17 protein-coding genes and 2 pseudogenes are annotated in these 16,506 nt (G+C 61.3%); 6 read left to right on the top strand and 13 right to left on the bottom strand.

All coding sequences use genetic code 11. The features are described from left to right. Positions 1-37: 37 nt before the first annotated feature. The 4 genes and pseudogenes from IT763_RS06290 to lsrK form a co-directional block, all read right to left on the bottom strand. Positions 38-488, bottom strand: a pseudogene (locus IT763_RS06290) (GNAT family N-acetyltransferase). A 54-nt stretch (positions 489-542) separates the two neighbouring features. After that, positions 543-1,436, bottom strand: a complete 894-nt coding sequence (locus tag IT763_RS06295; RefSeq protein ID WP_206195265.1) for a LysR family transcriptional regulator — start codon at positions 1,434-1,436, stop codon at positions 543-545. Positions 1,437-1,495: 59 nt separating this feature from the next. Further along, entirely contained in the window at positions 1,496-2,680 is a 1,185-nt protein-coding gene (locus IT763_RS06300) for an MFS transporter (protein ID WP_016928616.1), read from the bottom strand. A 220-nt stretch (positions 2,681-2,900) separates the two neighbouring features. Continuing rightward, on the bottom strand, positions 2,901-4,466 hold the full coding sequence (lsrK, locus tag IT763_RS06305; protein WP_033645833.1) for an autoinducer-2 kinase: 1,566 nt from the start codon (positions 4,464-4,466) through the stop codon (positions 2,901-2,903). A gap of 193 nt (positions 4,467-4,659) precedes the next feature. Between lsrK and lsrG the strand changes: the two genes are divergently transcribed. The 3 genes from lsrG (at position 4,660) to IT763_RS06320 (ending at position 6,620) form a co-directional block, all read left to right on the top strand. Further along, positions 4,660-4,953, top strand: a complete 294-nt coding sequence (gene lsrG / locus IT763_RS06310; RefSeq protein WP_033640998.1) for a (4S)-4-hydroxy-5-phosphonooxypentane-2,3-dione isomerase — start codon at positions 4,660-4,662, stop codon at positions 4,951-4,953. An 87-nt stretch (positions 4,954-5,040) separates the two neighbouring features. Then, positions 5,041-5,946, top strand: a complete 906-nt coding sequence (locus IT763_RS06315; protein WP_004939557.1) for an O-acetylserine/cysteine exporter — start codon at positions 5,041-5,043, stop codon at positions 5,944-5,946. An 83-nt stretch (positions 5,947-6,029) separates the two neighbouring features. Beyond that, positions 6,030-6,620: a LysE family translocator gene (locus tag IT763_RS06320; protein ID WP_033640997.1), complete on the top strand. Its 591-nt coding sequence runs from the start codon at positions 6,030-6,032 to the stop codon at positions 6,618-6,620. Here the strand turns inward: IT763_RS06320 and IT763_RS06325 are convergent. Then, a complete protein-coding gene (locus tag IT763_RS06325; protein ID WP_206195266.1) occupies positions 6,596-7,423 on the bottom strand; it encodes an AraC family transcriptional regulator in 828 nt (275 codons plus the stop codon). The two genes, IT763_RS06320 and IT763_RS06325, sit on opposite strands and share 25 nt — an antisense overlap. 69 nt (positions 7,424-7,492) lie before the next feature. On the opposite strand from IT763_RS06325, the gene IT763_RS06330 reads away from it, so the two are divergent. After that, a complete protein-coding gene (locus IT763_RS06330) occupies positions 7,493-7,711 on the top strand; it encodes a hypothetical protein (RefSeq protein ID WP_015377079.1) in 219 nt (72 codons plus the stop codon). An 8-nt stretch (positions 7,712-7,719) separates the two neighbouring features. On the opposite strand, the gene IT763_RS06335 is transcribed toward IT763_RS06330, so the two are convergent. The 5 genes from IT763_RS06335 to IT763_RS06355 all read right to left on the bottom strand — a co-directional run bounded on the left by IT763_RS06335 (position 7,720) and on the right by IT763_RS06355 (position 11,993). Then, positions 7,720-8,568 carry a PA4780 family RIO1-like protein kinase gene (locus IT763_RS06335; protein WP_015377080.1) on the bottom strand — a complete coding sequence of 283 codons (849 nt, stop codon included), beginning with the start codon at positions 8,566-8,568 and terminating at the stop codon, positions 7,720-7,722. A 120-nt stretch (positions 8,569-8,688) separates the two neighbouring features. Beyond that, entirely contained in the window at positions 8,689-10,179 is a 1,491-nt protein-coding gene (gene amyA / locus IT763_RS06340) for an alpha-amylase (RefSeq protein WP_016928608.1), read from the bottom strand. Positions 10,180-10,291: 112 nt separating this feature from the next. Continuing rightward, positions 10,292-10,948, bottom strand: coding sequence for a DUF799 domain-containing protein (locus IT763_RS06345; RefSeq protein ID WP_016928607.1), 657 nt, complete (start codon positions 10,946-10,948; stop codon positions 10,292-10,294). Further along, complete coding sequence (locus tag IT763_RS06350) at positions 10,945-11,301, bottom strand: DUF4810 domain-containing protein (protein ID WP_016928606.1); 357 nt, start codon at positions 11,299-11,301, stop codon at positions 10,945-10,947. The genes IT763_RS06345 and IT763_RS06350 overlap by 4 nt, the downstream gene beginning before the upstream one ends. Before the next feature lie 20 nt (positions 11,302-11,321). Further along, a complete protein-coding gene (locus tag IT763_RS06355) occupies positions 11,322-11,993 on the bottom strand; it encodes a CsgG/HfaB family protein (protein WP_016928605.1) in 672 nt (223 codons plus the stop codon). Between the two features lie 481 nt (positions 11,994-12,474). Here IT763_RS06355 and IT763_RS06360 point away from each other — a divergent pair, with 481 nt between their 5' ends. Both IT763_RS06360 and IT763_RS06365 read left to right on the top strand, forming a co-directional pair. Then, positions 12,475-13,380, top strand: coding sequence for a helix-turn-helix domain-containing GNAT family N-acetyltransferase (locus IT763_RS06360; RefSeq protein ID WP_016928604.1), 906 nt, complete (start codon positions 12,475-12,477; stop codon positions 13,378-13,380). Between the two features lie 84 nt (positions 13,381-13,464). After that, the gene (locus IT763_RS06365) at positions 13,465-14,763 is read left to right on the top strand and encodes an SLC13 family permease (RefSeq protein ID WP_049299487.1); all 1,299 of its coding nucleotides are present in this window, start codon (positions 13,465-13,467) and stop codon (positions 14,761-14,763) included. Here the strand turns inward: IT763_RS06365 and dapF are convergent. The 3 genes and pseudogenes from dapF to IT763_RS06380 all read right to left on the bottom strand — a co-directional run bounded on the left by dapF (position 14,738) and on the right by IT763_RS06380 (position 16,357). After that, positions 14,738-15,536 (bottom strand): annotated as a pseudogene (gene dapF, locus IT763_RS06370) (diaminopimelate epimerase). The gene IT763_RS06365 and the pseudogene dapF sit on opposite strands and share 26 nt — an antisense overlap. Positions 15,537-15,649: 113 nt before the next feature. Continuing rightward, the gene (locus tag IT763_RS06375) at positions 15,650-15,907 is read right to left on the bottom strand and encodes a YdgH/BhsA/McbA-like domain containing protein (protein WP_016928601.1); all 258 of its coding nucleotides are present in this window, start codon (positions 15,905-15,907) and stop codon (positions 15,650-15,652) included. 192 nt (positions 15,908-16,099) lie between these two features. Continuing rightward, the gene (locus IT763_RS06380; RefSeq protein WP_016928600.1) at positions 16,100-16,357 is read right to left on the bottom strand and encodes a DUF1471 domain-containing protein; all 258 of its coding nucleotides are present in this window, start codon (positions 16,355-16,357) and stop codon (positions 16,100-16,102) included. Positions 16,358-16,506 lie beyond the last annotated feature (149 nt).

Below are 16,506 nucleotides of genomic sequence, written 5' to 3' on the forward strand. Positions count from 1 at the left end.
AATCACTATGCGGTAAATAATACCACACTGCGCGCGGCTACAGCGTGCGGCTCATCACCGTGACGGTTTCACCGGCGACCTGGCGTTGCTCTAGAGGGCGCCAGCCGAGTTTCTGATACAGCGTCTGCTGGTCGGGCGTATACAGATACAGTTCGCTGATGCCCTGGGTTAGGCCGTGCTCGATGCAGCGCGCGGGCAATGCCTTGGCCGCGGTGCTGCGGGTGGGTAAAGACTTCGCTCAGCCAGTATTGGCGCTCCGGTTTATCTGTCAATTCATACCGCGTCAAACTGGCGGTGCCGACGATCTGTTGCTGCGGCGACAGCGCCAGCAACACGACGCCTTGGCTCTCGGGCGCACAGCGTTCAGCCAGCCGCCGGCTGATGGCGTCGCGGTTGCTCCACTGCGCAAAGGCGCCCCATTCCTGATGCAGTAATTCGGCCAGTTCGTCAATGCGCTGACGATGTGCAAGCAGCGGTTCGATATGCATGGTTTGCCCGTTTTTATTGTCCGTAAGAGAAGCCACTATAGCCGGGGCGATCGGTTAATGAAACGTCTCCACCGCCCAGTCGATGAACGCCCGCAGCTTGCCGCTGAGGTGGCGATTGGACGGGTAGACCACGTACATCTGCTCCGGCGGCGGCTGCCAGTCGTGCAGCAGGCTGACCAGTTCGCCGCGCTCGAGGTGCGGCTGCGCCATAAACCGATAAATCTGGATGATGCCTAATCCGGCCAGGCTCGCCGCCAGCAGCGCGTTGCCTTCATTGATGCTGACCGGGTAGTGCTGCTGGATGGCGATCTCTTTGCCGCGCTCGACATAGCGTTGCGGATGGATGCGGTCGTTGACTGGATGGCGGTAGTGCACCATCGGAAAGCCCTGTTCCAGATCGCACGGGTGGCGCGGGGTGCCGTGGCGCGCCAGATAGGCCGGGGTGGCGCAACTGACCCAGTCCAGATCGAACAGACGCCGGGCGATCAGGCTGGAGTCGGCCAATGGGCCGCTGCGGATCACGCAGTCGGCGCTGTCGCTGATCAGATCGATAACGCGATCGCCGATGCTGAGATCGATTTGGATTTGCGGGTAGCGTTCCAAAAAGCCGGGCAGCGCCGGCAACAGCAGTTGGCGAGCGGTGCCGCTGCCGGTGTCGATGCGCAGCACGCCCTGCGGAGAACTTTGCGACTCGGTCAGGCAGCCCTCCATCTGCTCCAAATCCGCCAGCCATTTCACCGTATTTTGGTAATAGCATTCGCCTTCGCGGGTGACCGACACGCTGCGAGTGGTGCGCTGAAACAGCTTGGTCTGCAGGTGATCCTCCAGATTTTGGATCAGCTTGGTGACCGTCGCTTTCGGCATGCCCAGCGAATCGGCGGCGCGGGTAAAGCCGCCGGTTTCCACCACGCGGTTAAATACCCGGATAGCGAGCAAATGATGGTCCATAGGTTCTCAACGCCATGCCCCGGCGGTGGCCGGGGCATGTTTCTGCAGATAGATAATGATTAACACTGTTTAGCGCCAATCGCGCCGGAGCGCAAGCTGAGGCCGAACACCAGCGTGGCGGAGAGGATCAGCGCGCCGCCGAACAGCATGGCGCTGCTGACGCCCTGCCAGTCCACCACCTCGCCGCCCAGCAGCGCGCCGGAGGCCAGCGCGATTTGGATGACGCACACCAACAGCGCCTGGCCGGCTTCCGGCGCCTGCGGCACCGCGGCGAACATCCAGTTGGTGGCGCACACCGGGACGGCGCCAAAGGCCAGCCCCCACACCAGCACCATCAGCGTGGCGCCGGCGAGGCCGCTGAGCAGCGGCGAAACGATCAAAATGCCCGCCAGCATGGCAGCGATCAGAATAAAGGTGGCGCGCAGGCTGTATTCCCCCAGACGCTCGCCGAGGAAAGTGCCCAGCAGGCCGATGGCGCCATAGGCCAACAGCTGCAGCGAGATCGCCGACGGGCTGAGCACGAACACCTGCTGCAGCAGGGGCCGCAGATAGGTGTAGGCGGCGAAGTGGCCGATGAACAACAGCACGATGGCGATCAGGCCGATGCGCGCCATCGGCAGGCGCAGCGGCAGCACCAGATCGCGCGGCGTGACCGGCCGGGAAGGCGGCACCGAGGTCAGCAAACGCAGCTGCGCCGCCAGTACGCCGACCGCCAATGCCGCACCGCCGAAGAAGGCGGCGCGCCAGCCAAACAGATCGCCGATCAGCGCCCCGGCCGGCACGCCGCACACCGCGCCGACCGAGATGCCGCTGAGGATCAGCGCGGTGGCGCGGCCCTGGCTGGCTTCCGGCACCAGATGGCGGCCGTAGTTGGCGGCGAACGACCAGAAACCGCCGACGCAGATGCCCAGCAGCACGCGGCCCAGCAGCATCATCGGGAAGTTGACGGCCAGCGCCGCCACCAGGTTGGACACCATCAGCAACAGCGACAGCCCCAACATCAGTAAACGCCGATCCAGACGGCCGGAAATCAGGCTCAATGCGGGGGCGGCCACCGCCGCCACGATGCCGGGCATGGTGACCATCAGCCCGGCGGTGCCGGTGCTGACGCCGAGCGAGGGGGCGATGTTGGTCAGCAGGCCGATCGGCAGAAACTCGGTGGTGACCATGACAAAACAGGCGACCGTCAGCGAGAAGATCGCCGGCCACGGGGATGATGCAGGGTTATCTTTATTATTCAGCATAATGCCGCTCGTCTCAGGTGAATGCGCAGGCCGTGCGCGGGGCACGGTGTGACCGAAGTCACAATCTACGGCAGGTGCAAGTCGCGGATAAATCCATCTGCGGTGGTTACACTGTTTCTGAGGGGGAACAATCGCGGCGGCGAGTGAAAACGCGGCTTGCGCCGCGCCGAGAGGAAAGGAATAAAACGGCATAAGGTTATGACCGAATGCCGCGTGGCGCTTATAGCCCCGGCGCTTTCCACAGCGAGGTGGTCAGGCCGTTGTCCACCAGCGTCAACTGATCGGCGTAGACCCGCCGCCAGGTTTCTTTCTGTTCCTGATACAGCGCGTGGTGGGTCATGTCCGGCTGATGCTCGCGCTCCCAGCGCACCAGGCGCTCGCCGGTTTCGGCCAGCGATGCGTACAGCCCGGCGCCGACGCCGGCGGCGATCGCGCAGCCCAGCGCGGTGGCCTCTTTCACCACCGGCACCCGCACCGTCAGCCCGGTGACGTCGCTGAGGATCTGGCTCCACAGCTTGCCCTTGGCCCCGCCGCCGGCGAACACCAGCGAACGGGCCTGCACGCCGGAGAAGGCGGCGATCTGTTCCAGATTGCAGGCGGAGACGATGGCGGCATTCTCCTCCAGCGCACGGAACAGCGTCTGTTTGTTGCAGCGCTCCGGGTCGATCGACATGTTGATGAACGACGGCGCTGCGTGATACCAGGTTTTGAAATGCATGGCGTCGGAGAAAATCGGCATCACGCCGTAGGCGCCCGGCGGTACTCTGGCCGCCATCTCTTCCAGCAGGCTGTAGGCGTCGACCCCCAGCCGCTCCGCCAGCAGTTTTTCTTCCGCGCAGAAGGCGTCGCGGAACCAGCGCATGGTCAGGCCGGTAAAGAAGCTGATGGATTCCGCCTGCGCCATGCCGGGAATGACGTGGGGGTTGATGCGGATGTTCATCTCCGGATCGATGGCCGGTTCCGGCAGGTTGACGATTTGCTGCCAGAAGGTGCCGCCGAGCACCGCCGTCTGCCCGGCGCGCACGATGCCGAGCCCCAGGCTGCCGAGCTGCACGTCGCCGCCGCCCATCACCACCGGGGTGCCGCGCAGCAGCCCGCTCTCCTGCGCCGCCTGTTCGGTGACGCGCCCCAGCACGCTGCCGGTCTCTTTCACCGGCGACAGAATATCGGCGCGCAGGCCGGCCATGTCGAGCAACGCCGGCCGCCAGTCGCGGCTGGTCAGATCCAGCATGCCGGTGGTGCCGGCGTTGGAAGGATCGACCGCCAGTTCGCCGCTCAGCATGTTGGCCAGCCAGTCGCTGATCATGGTCAGCGTCGCCGCCTGGCGGTAGATGTCCGGCCGATGGTGCGCCAGCCACAGCAGGCGCGGCATGGCGCTCAGCGCCAGCGTCTGGCCGGAGTGCTGGTACACCTCGCGTTCGAAGCCGTGGTTGTGCAGCTCTTTCAGCTCGCTGACTTCGTGGCTGGCGCGTGCGTCGACGTTGGCGCAGGCCCAGATCGGCACGCCGTTGCGGTCGTACAGCACGATGCCTTCACGCATCGAGCAGCAGGCCACCGCGCGGATCGCCTGAGCGCTCAATCCTGCACGTTGCATCGCCTGGCGGATGCACTGGCAGGCCAGCTGCCAATTGCGGCTGAGGTCAAACTCCATCGAGCCGGGCACGCCCGGCACCGCGAGGTGTTGCCACTCCGCCTGGCCGTGCGCGATCTGGTTACCCGCCAGATCGAAGATCACCGCGCGAATGCTGCCCGTTCCTGCGTCCAGCGCCATCAAGTAGTTATCCATAGCCTATGCTCTCAGGGGGAGGAGTGTTAACTATAGATGCCGCCGCCTTACCCCGCCGGGGGAGGAGTGGGCGTCGCCGACGCGATTTGTGAGCCAGGCGGCAAAATTGCCGTTGCGGCAGGGCAATCGACGGGAATAAACCTATGGTTGGAAAGCGCCATGTTACGGCGCGCCGTTTAAACAAGGAGTTGCCATGCACGTCACATTGGTTGAGATCAACGTTAAACAAGACAAAATTGACGAATTTATCGATGTTTTCCGCGCCAATCACCTGGGCGCGATCGAAGAGCCGGGCAACCTGCGCTTCGACGTGCTGCAGGATGAACAGATCCCGACGCGGTTTTACATCTATGAAGCCTATCGCGACGAGCAGGCGGTGGCGGCGCACAAGCAGACCCCGCACTACCTGCAGTGCGTGGCGAAGCTGGAAGCGCTGATGACCGGCCCGCGCAAGAAGACCACCTTTATCGGCCTGATGCCTGAATAATCGCCGGCGTGTGCCGGTGTCCATACGCCCGGTTTGGTTGTAACCTGCAAGGCAAAGCGAATTTTCAATGGGATAAGCGGGGCGAGGATGACATTGCGCGATCGGCTGTTGGCGCTGTTGGTGGTGGTGATCTGGGGCGTGAATTTCGTGGTAATCAAGTTCGGCCTGCAGGGGATGCCGCCGTTCCTGTTGGCCGGGATGCGTTTTTTACTGGTGGCGTTGCCGGCGATCTTCTTTATCCCGCGCCCGACCATCCCGTGGAAATGGCTGTTGCTGTACGGCATGACCATGAGCTTCGCGCAGTTCGCGTTTTTGTTCGTCGCCATCAAGGTGGGCATGCCGGCGGGGCTGGCCTCGCTGGTGTTGCAGGCGCAGGTGTTCTTCACCCTGCTGTTGGGCGTCGTGCTGATGGGAGAAAAGCTGCGGGTCAACCATTTCGTCGGCATCGCTATCGCCAGCGGCGGCATGCTGGTGCTGGCGCAGGCCAGCCTGCATAAGCCGGGCAGCGGCGCGGTCCCCCTGGCGGGCCTGCTGCTGACGCTGGCGGCGGCGTTTTCCTGGGCGCTGGGTAACCTGACCAACAAGAAGATCCTGGCCGGTTTCCCGCAGCGTAATATTTTATCGCTGGTGGTGTGGAGCGCGCCGATCCCGGTTGTGCCGTTCCTGGCCTGCAGCTGGCTGTTCGACGGCCCTGAGGTGGTGCTGAGCAGCCTGAGCCATGTGCAGGTTGGCACCTGGCTGGCGGTGGCCTATCTGGCGTTCGCCGCCACGCTGTTCGGTTATTCGGTGTGGGGCAGCCTGCTGGGGCGCTATGAAACCTGGCGCGTTGCGCCGCTGACGCTGCTGGTGCCGCTGGTCGGGCTGTTCGCCGCCTGGCTGTTGCTGGACGAAGCGTTGTCGCCGGCGCAGTTCGGCGGCGCATTGCTGGTGCTGGCCGGCATGGCGGTCAACACCTTCGGGCTGCCGCGCCGCCGGGCCGTCGCTGTGCGCTAAACCGAATAGGGTAATTCTGTTCAATACCGGGTCGGCGCGGCCCGGCACTCTGGCGCCTGTGAATATTTTCTCAGGTGTCCATCATGAATATCTACCTTTCCATGGCCGCGTTTGCGCTGGCGGCCTCCATCACTCCCGGCCCGGTCAACATCGTCGCATTGAGCGCCGGGGCGCAATTCGGCTTTGGCGCAACCCAGCGCCATGTGTTCGGCGCCACGCTGGGGTTTACCCTGTTGCTGGTGCTGCTGGGATTGGGCATGCACCAACTGCTGATCCTGTGGCCGGGGCTGACCCGCTTGATCCAGTGGGCCGGCGTGGCCTTTCTGCTGTTTATGGCCTATCGGCTGGCGTTTGACGACGGCAGGCTGGGCAACGGCGCGGCGCAGGCGCCTTCCTGCTGGTACGGCGCGCTGATGCAATGGCTGAATCCCAAGGCATGGCTGGCGTCGGTGGCCAGCCTCGGCGCCTTTGTCGGCGATGGCGACATGCTGTTGCTATGGCAGTTCGCCGGGCTCTACTTCGTGATTTGCTATGCCTCGGTAGCTTGCTGGGCCTATGTCGGCGCGATGCTGCGCGGCCTGCTCAGGCAGGCGCGCAACGTACAACGCTTTAATCGCGCGATGGCGGCGTTGCTGGCGGCCAGCGCTTGTTATCTGTTGGCGGAGGGTTTTTGATACTGGCCGGGCGTGGCGGCCAACAGCTGTTTGAAGGTGCGCTGAAAGTGCGCCTGATCGGCAAAGCCGCTTTCGCTGGCGGCCGCGGCGATCGGCAGGCCGCTTCTCAATAACCGATGGCCGTGCTGCACGCGGCGGTTGATCAGATAGGCGTGCGGCGTCATGCCGTAACGCTGGCGGAAGGCGCGGATCAGGTAAGAAGGGGAGAGCGCGGCGGCGTGGCAAATGTCGTCCAGCGTCAGCGGCTGGGTGCAGTGCGCGTCGATAAACGCCGCCGCCGCTTCCAGTCGGCTATGCGGCGGCGTCTCCGGCTGGCGGACATCGCCTAGCCCGAGCTGCAGGGCGCTGAAATACTCCACCATGGCGATCTGTTTTTCCAGCGCGCTGCACAGCGGATCCGTCAGCAGCGCATAAAGCCGGTTCAGCCCGTGGAACAGCGCCGGATCGCGGCTGAGCGGCTGGCTGAACGGAACAAAACGCTCGCCCTCGCCGCCGAGCAGCTCCTGCTGCAGCGCGCCGAGCCAGGCGAGATCGAGATAGAACATGATGTACGACCAACGGCGATCGGCGATGGGGTTGCAGGCGTGCGCCTGCTGCGGGTTGATGACAACCAGATCGCCGGCGCTGACCTGCATGCGCCGCTCGCCGTTGACATAGGTGCTGACGCCGCCGGTGATGGTGCCGATGGAAAAGAATTCGTGGCTGTGCAGGCTGTAGCACGCCTGGCGGCCATCCGCGATGGCGCGGGCTTCGACGAACGGCAACTGCGGATCGCGCCAGAACTGCGGCGTTTTTTCACTCATACGCTTTCCTTTTCACTGCGGCGGCATCACAGTGTTATAGCCTGAAAGCGACGAGTGGGGGAATGGCGGATGATGATTTTTAACGTGTTCGGCCGTCTGCTGGGCGTGAAGCGCATCGGGGACGAATGGCGGCTGTTCCGCGTGACGCTGCCGGAGCGCAAATATGCTCCCAGCTACGATATCGTGCTGCCGGCGGATCTGCGCGAAGAGGAGATCGCCGGCTATCTGGGGGATATTTATCACGAGGCCGCGACGCCGCAGCGGCCGGAGGTGTTTCGCGTCGAATAGCGCGGCCGTTACTCCTCCGTATTGCGCGCCATGAGGCGGCGCTGGTGTTCCTCGCTGGCGGCCTGGATTTCTTCCAGCACCGAGCCGACGTCGGCGCGCTTCTGGATTTCGTTGAACCGGCCGCTGAGGGCGCTGTCCGGCGTCAGGTTGCCTTCCTGATACAGCGCCCAAATCTCTTTGGCGTATTGACTGTCGCGCAGTTCCGGCGCGAACTGGCCGTAATATTCGGCCAGATTGCCGATATCGCGCTCGAACATGCTTTTGGCGTGGTTGTTGGCGGCGGCGTCCACCACCTGCGGCAGATCGATGATCACCGGTCCGTCTTTATCCATCAGCACGTTGAATTCCGACAGGTCGCCGTGCACCAGCCCGGCGCACAGCATGCGCACCGCGTAGTTCATCATCAGGGCGTGATCGGCGCGCGCCTGTTCCGGCGTCAGGATGACATCGCTCAGGCGCGGCGCCACCAGGCCTTCTTCGTCGGTGATCAGCTCCATCAGCAGCACGCCGTCCAGGCAGATATCCGGCTGCGGCACCCGCACCCCGGCCTTGGCCAGCAGATACAGCGCGTCCACTTCGGTGTTTTGCCAGGCTTCTTCCTGCTGCTGGCGGCCGAATTTGGAGCCTTTGCTCATGGCGCGCGCGTCGCGGCTGTTGCGCACCTTGCGCCCTTCCTGATAGTGAACGGCCTGCTTGAAGTTGCGCTTCTCGGCCTCTTTGTACACTTTGGCGCAGCGGATCTCATCGCCGCAGCGCACGATAAACACGTCGGCTTCTTTGCCGCTTTTCAACCGGCGGATGACGTCGTCGATTAACCCGTCATCTACCAGCGGCTGGAGTCGTTTTGGAATTTTCATGCAGCCTTGTACCCTATTTAGGCTCCGGTGTGAATGGCTTGCGCAGTTGATAGCGTAAGTTAGACCCGAAAGGCAAACATTAGTTTTGCCGCCGCGGCATCATTGCGCGGCGGCGGGCGTTCACAGGCTGCCTGTCGGCACCCAGACGCTGACGCTGCCGGCGTTAACCGGGAAATGGGCGCTGCCCTGGTCGTCGGTGGTGATTTCCTCCTGGCGGTTACCGAGGAAATCGCGCCAGGCGGTGTGCGCCAAATCGGCGCCCAGCGCGACCGTCTTGCCGCTCTCGCCGCCGTTGGTCAGCACCACCACGCAGCCGGGGGCTTCGGCGGTGCCGGCGCGGCTGAAGGCCACGCAGTGGCTGTCGTCGAAGTAGTCGGTTTGCGGGCCGTTGGCGAAGCGCTGGCGGGCGGCGATCAGCTTCTCCAGCTCCGGGATCGCCGGCATGTCTATCTGGTATTCGCCGCCGTCGCGCCCCTTGTCGCGGTAGCTGGCGCCATACAGGTCGGGGTAAAACACGCAGGGCACGCCCTGTTCGCGCAGCAGGATCAGCGCATAGGCCAGCGGTTTGAACCAGGGTTCCACCGGCGCTTCCAGCGATTGCAGCGGCTGGGTATCGTGGTTGGCGACCAGCGTCACCGCGTGGGCCGGATCGGCGGCGGTCAGGGTATCGGTGAAGATCTGCGCCATGTCGAAGCCGTCGCCCTGTTTCGACGCCTGATGAAACTTCAGGTGCAGCGCCACGTCGAACAGCATCACCTTGCCGTCCACCAACTCGATATATTGTTGCAGCGCGCCGAGATCGTGCGACCAGTATTCGGCAACGATAAACAGGTCGCGCTGCGCGCTGCCGCGCACGTGATCCGCCCACTCTTTGAAGAACCAGGCGGGAATGTGTTTGGCGGCGTCCAGGCGGAAGCCGTCGCACGGCAGCGTGTCCAGCAGCCAGCGCGCCCAGTATTTGAGCTCCTCCGTCACCGCGGCGTTGCGGAACTCCACGTCGGCGCCCATCAGGTAGTCGTAGTTGCCTTTCTCGTCGTCGACCTGATCGTTCCAGCCGTCGTCGCCGTAGTCGTTGGCGATTTTAAACACCCCTTTGTCGTCCGGCTGCTCAACATAATCGACGCCGCTGAAGCATTTGTAATCCCAGATAAACTCGGAATGCACGCCCTGGCGACCGGGAAAGGTGAAGCGGGTGTAGGCCAGCGCGTCGAAGCCCTGGTCGTCGATATCGTTGCGGTTGTTGGCGTCCACCTTGAACACGTGTACCCGTTCTTTTTCGTCCGCGCCGAGCTTGTGGTTGAACACCACGTCGTAGATCACCCCCACGCCGTGTTCGCGCAGCGTAGTGGCGGCATGTTCCAGCGCCGCCTTGTCGCCGTATTTGGTGGCCACGCTGCCTTTCTGGTCAAATTCGCCCAGATCGAACAGATCGTAGGTGTCGTAGCCGACGGAGTAGCCGCCGGAAGCGCCCTTGCAGGCGGGGGGCAGCCACAGATCGGTGATGCCCAGTTCGGCCAGGTGCGGGGCGCGCTCGGCGGCCTCCTGCCACAGTTTGCCGCCGTCGGGGTAGTACCAGTGGAAGAATTGCAGCAGGGTGGTTTTTTTCGTCATGAGCCAGCGTCCCGGTTAGCCAGAAGGAAAGAAGCAGTTAAAGCATGGGCTACTTTTGGCAAAAGGGACAAGTTTGGCATAGGCGGCCCGAGAAGGCCGCCCGAGAGACTGCTTAACGCTGGCTGGCGTAATGAGGCGAGCGCGGGCCATAAAGAATGGCGCCGTTCTGACCTGTTGCCGACAGGAGGCGAGTGTTGGCGATGGCACCAATGTCGAACCCTTTATCGCTGATGGTATCCGCGATTTGTGAAATCGCGGCGCTGATCACCATGCCCAGCAGGCCACCGGAATTGTTGTTGCCTTCGTTGCTGGATGCGGTGGCGGTGCCGGCCCACAGCTGTTTGCCGTTGCGCAGGTCAACCAGGCGAGCGGCTACGGTAACGCGAGTTTCGCTGCTGATCACCATGTAGCTGGTACCGTATTGCGTGACATCCAGGTACAGCACGGTGTCGGCGCCGAAAATCTGGTGCAGTTTTTTCGGACTGACGGCGCGGATGTCGTTGGCGTTGGTTAGACCGTTTTGCAGGAAGGTTTCCTCCACTACAGCGACCGGCATCACATAGTAACCGGCCTCGGCCAGCGGTAAGGTTGCACTGGCGAGCACGCTGTGGCTGGCTTTGACATCCGGCGACTGATTCATCGGCGGCAAGACCAGGATCGACTTCGGCTTGCTCTCATGGAATGCCGCATAGTCATAAGGCGTTTGCTTGGCACAGCCGCTCAGCAACAGGATGGCGGTAACGCTGAGGAAAGTGAGTACACGCTTCATTTAAAGCTCCCCTTATCCTTGGCCATCAGGAAATTCATAAACGGTGCCGATTCCGGGAACAGCGTTTTTTCCGTGTTGAATTCACTCATGGCTTGTCCGTCGTTGCCGGTTTTGCTGTACAGCAGCCCCAGTTGCGCATGCAGCCCCGGCGGTACGGCTTTATCCTTGGCGCGGGATTTCTCGACGATCTCTTTCAGCGTAGCGATCTGCTGCTCAGGGCTTTGCCCATCCTGCTGGTAGTATTGATAAAGAGAAGTTTGGTAGCCATCCCAATTGTAAAGCGTTTTCGGCGCGGCGCAGCCGGCCAACAGGGTCGCTGCAAACAGCGCCCCGCCCATTTTTTTAGTTATCATCTTTCTCTGCTTCTAGTCCGTTAGTTAGCAGGGCGCCATGCGCCGTTTTCGATACCGGTAACCAGGTTATTGACGGCTTCACGCACGGCCAGATCCAGCACCTTGCCGTTAAGGGTGGAGTCGTAGCTGGCGGTGCCCCCGAAACCGATGATTTCGCGATTGGACAGTTCGTATTCACCGGCGCCCTGAGAGGAATAGACGACTTCTGAAGTCTGTACGTTCACGACGTTCAGATTGACTTTGGCGTAAGCGACCTGTGATTTACCACGGCCCAAAATGCCCCACAGCTGATGATCGCCGACTTCTTTGCGGCCGAATTCGGTGACATCGCCGGTAATCACATAGTTGGCGCCTTTCAGCGTTTGTGCTTTCCCTTTAATGCCGGCTTCAGTTTTCAACTCTTCCATGTTGGCGCGGTCCAGCACGTTGAAACGGCCAGTCTGCTGCAAATGCGTGATCAGGATAGTCTTGGACTGATTGCCCAGCCGATCGACGCCATCGGAGAAGATGCCATTCATGTAGCTGGAGCGGTTGTCGAATTTACCGACGGCGATAGGGCTGCGTGGGCCCTGATAAGTGGTGTTGTAGGAAGCCACTTTCGGCACTTCCAAAGAGCGGGAGGATTCGGTCGCACAGCCCGCCAGCAAAGTGACGGAAAGGGCGACGGAACAGACGGCGAGTGATTTTTTCATTGGCATGCGATCTCTCCATGAGCATAAAACAGCGCGGGAGCAACCCGCGCCCGATGTTTCCATAACGAGCGTTGTCGCCGTTATGGAAGCGTCGCGATCCTGCCATGAATATGTAACAAATTACAACAAGATATCGGCATTAATGCCGCTATTAACATTGTTGTAACCTATTGTAATGCAATGGATTGATATCGATTTCTTCTCTTAACCGCAGATTTTTTCACGATTGTATGTTTTTTAACTGGTTTATTGTTTTATAAACATTAAATTAATGAATTTTTATTCTGATTTTTTTGAATTAATCAGTTTACTGTATTGGGTAATGTAACGTTTTGCATCAGCTCCTCTGTTATACCGGGGTTCATGGCGGCTTGATGATCCGTTAAGGTAGTGAGAATTAGGTAACACTATCAACTAAATCTCATTTTTTATCGGTTGTTAATTGGGGATATCAATTGTGAACATCAGGGATTTCAGAGCATTGGCGCGCAGTTTGGTCAGAGAATTCGGCATGTTGAACAAGCAGAGCAACGGCTCGCGCTTTTCGCCGCTGCAGATCCATCTGATGATCGAAGTCAGCGAGCAGCCGCTGGGCGTCACCGAGCTGGCGGCCCGGCTTTGCATCGACAAGGCCAGCGCCAGCCGGGCGCTGCGCAGCCTGGTGGCCGCCGGCGTGATAGAAACGGTGGATCATCCTGATGACAAGCGGCACAACCTGCATCGGTTGAGTAAACAGGGCGGCAAGACGCTGGCCGGCATCGAGAGCGACGCCGACGGTTTTATGCAGGCGGCGCTGGCGCAGTTGGACGACGATGAGCTGGCGAGCACTACCGCGGCGATGAAAAAGATGACCGCGGCGCTGCGCAGCGCGCGCAAACAGCGCGACGCCAACCTGCGGGTGCGGCCGATCGTCGAGCGCGACGATGCGGCGATGGCGGCGATCATTCGCGACGTGTTTCGCGAGTACGGCATGGACAAAATGGAAGGGGTCAGCCTGCACGATCCGGATCTCGATCGGCTGACCGGTCTGTATCGCGACAACGGCGGCCACTACTGGGTGCTGGAGCGCGGCGGGCAGGTGGTGGGGGGCGTCGGCATGGCGCCGCTGGCCGGCGAAGAGCCCGGCTATTGCGAGTTGCAAAAACTGTTTTTCAAACCCGGCGCGCGCGGGCTGGGCATGGCGCGCCATATGGTGGTGCAGGCGCTGAAGGCGGCGCGGGCGGCGGGGTATCGCTACTGCTACCTGGAAACCACCGAACAGTTGAAAGAGGCGATCGGGTTGTACTACGCGCTGGGGTTCACGCTGTTGACGGAACGGCGCGGCAATACCGGCCACCACGGCTGCAATGTGTGCATGCTGAAAAATCTGCAGAACGACGATATGTGAGCGGTTTCAAGGTTAACGCCCGCGCCTTGTGTCACCCTGTTAACCGTTTGATAACAATCACAACGTTTTATCAGGGAGGAAACTATGTTGGGGGATCCGATGGCGCTGTCCGCGCTGGTCACGCTGGTGGTCATCGCGCTATGGGCCAGCGCCCGCCTGCCGGAGTATTTGGTCGCGCTGCTGTTCTTTGCGGCGGTGATGGTATTGCAGCTGGCGCCCGCCGCGGTGACCTTTTCCGGTTTCGCGTCCTCCGCATTTTGGCTGGTGCTCAGCGGCTTCGTGTTGGGCACCGCCATCCGCAGCACCGGTTTGGCGGATCGCCTGGCCAACCGACTCTTGCCGCATCTGGCCGGTTCCTGGCCCCGCCTGGTGGGCGGCGTGGTGGCGATAAGCTACGCGTTGGCGTTTGTCATGCCCTCCAACATGGGGCGAATTACGCTGCTGATGCCGATCGTCATGGCGTTGGCCAATCGCGCCGGCCTGGCGGAAGGCTCGCGCGGCCGCTTCGGTTTGGCGCTGGCGGTGGGGTTCGGCACCTTCCAGCTCTCCGCCAGCATCCTGCCGGCCAACGTGCCCAATCTGGTGATGAGCGGCGCGGCGGAAAGCGCCTACGGCAGCCACTTCGCTTATCTTTCTTACCTGTTGTTGCACGCCCCGGTGCTCGGGATCGCCAAAGGCGCGCTGCTGACGCTGTGCATCTGCGGCCTGTTCCGCGCGCGGCCGCAGCCGGTGGCGGCCGAGGCGGCACAAACCCCGCTCAGCACCGCCGAGTGGCGGCTGATCGCACTGTTGGGCATTACGGTACTGCTGTGGATGACCGACAGCTGGCACGGCATCGCCCCCGCCTGGATCGGGTTGGCGGCAGCCTGCTTCTGCCTGTTGCCGCGCATCGGTTTTCTCAACGGCGAGCAGTTCGCCGCCGGGGTTAACGTGCGCACCTGTATCTACGTGGCGGGGATCCTGGGGCTGACCGCGCTGGTCAGCCACTCCGGTCTCGGCGATCGGCTGGGCGGTGCGCTGCTGGCGATGATGCCGGATCTGCATGGCAAACCGTTCGCTGCGTTCGGTTCGCTGGTGGGGATCACCGCATTGCTGAATTTCGTGGTGACCGCCAACGGCGTGCCGGCGCTGTTTACTCCGCTGGCGCAGGCGTTGTCCGCGGGCAGCGGCCTGCCGCTGCTGACGGTGCTGATGACCCAGGTGATCGGCTATGCCACGCCGCTGCTGCCGTATCAGGCTTCGCCGATCGTGGTGGCGATGGGGATGGGCAAAGTGCCGGCGCGTGAAGGGTTGAAGCTGTGCCTGCTGTTGGCTGCACTCAGCTTTGCGCTGCTGGTGCCGTTGGATTATCTGTGGTTCAGGCTGCTGGGGTGGATCCCGTAAACAGCTCCGCGCCGCCGGCAAAACAATCTTCGTCCAGCGTCAGGGTGGCGATTTTATGCACCGGTCCGCGCATGCTGACCTGAAAATCGCCGCTGAAGGCGATCTGCAGTTCGCCGCCCGGCATCCGCACGCTAACCCGATCGTCGACTCGTCCCAACTTGCGCATCACGCTGGCGGCGGCGCAGCAGCTGCTGCCGGAGGCGAGGGTAAAGCCGGCGCCGCGCTCCCAGATGCCGATGCGCAGCGTCTGGCGATCGACCACTTCCACCAGTTGTACATTGGTGCGTTTCGGGAACAGCGGATGGCGTTCAATCTGCGGTCCGAGCCGATGCACCTGCGCCAGATCCAGTTTTTCTACCGGCACCACGCAGTGCGGATTGCCCATCGACACCAGCGAAACGCTTAACGTCGCCTCCCTCAGGGGCAGCGGATAGTTCAGCGCCTCCGGCAGATCGATCAACGCCGGCAGCGCCGCCGGCAGTGTGCACCAGAAACGGCTGATGCGCCACGCGCTTGCTGTCGAACAGATAGCGCGCGTAGATACGCAGACCGTTGCCGCTTTTCTCCGCTTCGGAGCCGTCCGGGTTGATGATGCGCAGGGTGGGGTTGACGGCGTCGCCGCTGTCGATCAGCAGGCCGTCGGAACCGATGCCGTAATGCGGGTGGCACAGCAGGCGGATCTGTTCCTGGTTCAGACGTTCGGCGACCGAACGGTGGCAGACCAGGTAGTCGTTGCCCAGACCGTGATATTTGTGGAACAGCAGGGGAGTCATGGCGTTGCTCGGCTCAGCGGGAAAAGGTCGCTACAGCTTACAACAGAACGTTGGCGTTAAAGCAAACAAAAGGCGGCCTGAGCCGCCCTTTTGCACGATTGCCGATCCGGCGATTAATTGTAGATGATCGCGGTGCCGTGCAGTTTGTTGTCACCGGTGGTGGCGATGATCTGGAAAGATTTGGCGCCCGCCGCGTCGGCTTTGGCCGCCAGTTTGTTTTCCAGGCTGCTCAGGTCGGACGCGCCGCTGACGGTGACGACGCCGGCTTTTTGCAGGTCGGCGGGTTGCGCGTTAACCAGATCGGCGGCGAAGCTGCCGAAAGAGACGGAGGCCAGTGCGATGGCTGCGATGGTCATTTTCAGGTTTTTCATGGTCTTATTTCCTATCTTTGTTCTTTACGATGTTTGTTTTGTAAGGTCGTTAAATTAATTAACGATCGATAATTTAATGTTAGATGCCGGTTTGACGGATTGCAAGTATTTTTTTAATGCTCATTAATTAATTTTTTTTATACCCTGGCGTCGGGAGCCGAAATTATCGCGATCCGCTGGTTTAATACCTTGTTATTGATAGATTTCTGCGGTTCCGTGCAGCTGGTTGTTACCGCCGGCGCCGATGATGCGGAAGGATTTTGCACCGGCCTGATCGGCTTTGGCGGCCAGGCTGTTTTCCAGCGAGGTCAGATCGGATGCGCCGCTGACGGTAATGACGCCCACTTTCTGCTGGTCAGCCGGTTGGTTCTGAACCAAATCAGCGGCGAAGCTGCCGAAGGAAACGCTGGCCAGAGTGAGGGCTGCTAAGGTTAATTTTAAGTTTTTCATAATGTTAATTCCTTTCCGATAACGGTGAATAGAGGGGTTGAATCCGCTTCGCTAAATTATCTTAACGATCGATAACTAAATGCTAATCGGTTCTCGACGAGCGCGCAATATTTTTTTATAATGATCGTTAAGTTATTTGTGCTAACCCT

The sequence above is a fragment of the Serratia sp. CMO1 genome (assembly GCF_015689115.1).
GTDB classification, from domain to species: Bacteria; Pseudomonadota; Gammaproteobacteria; order Enterobacterales; family Enterobacteriaceae; genus Serratia; species Serratia marcescens.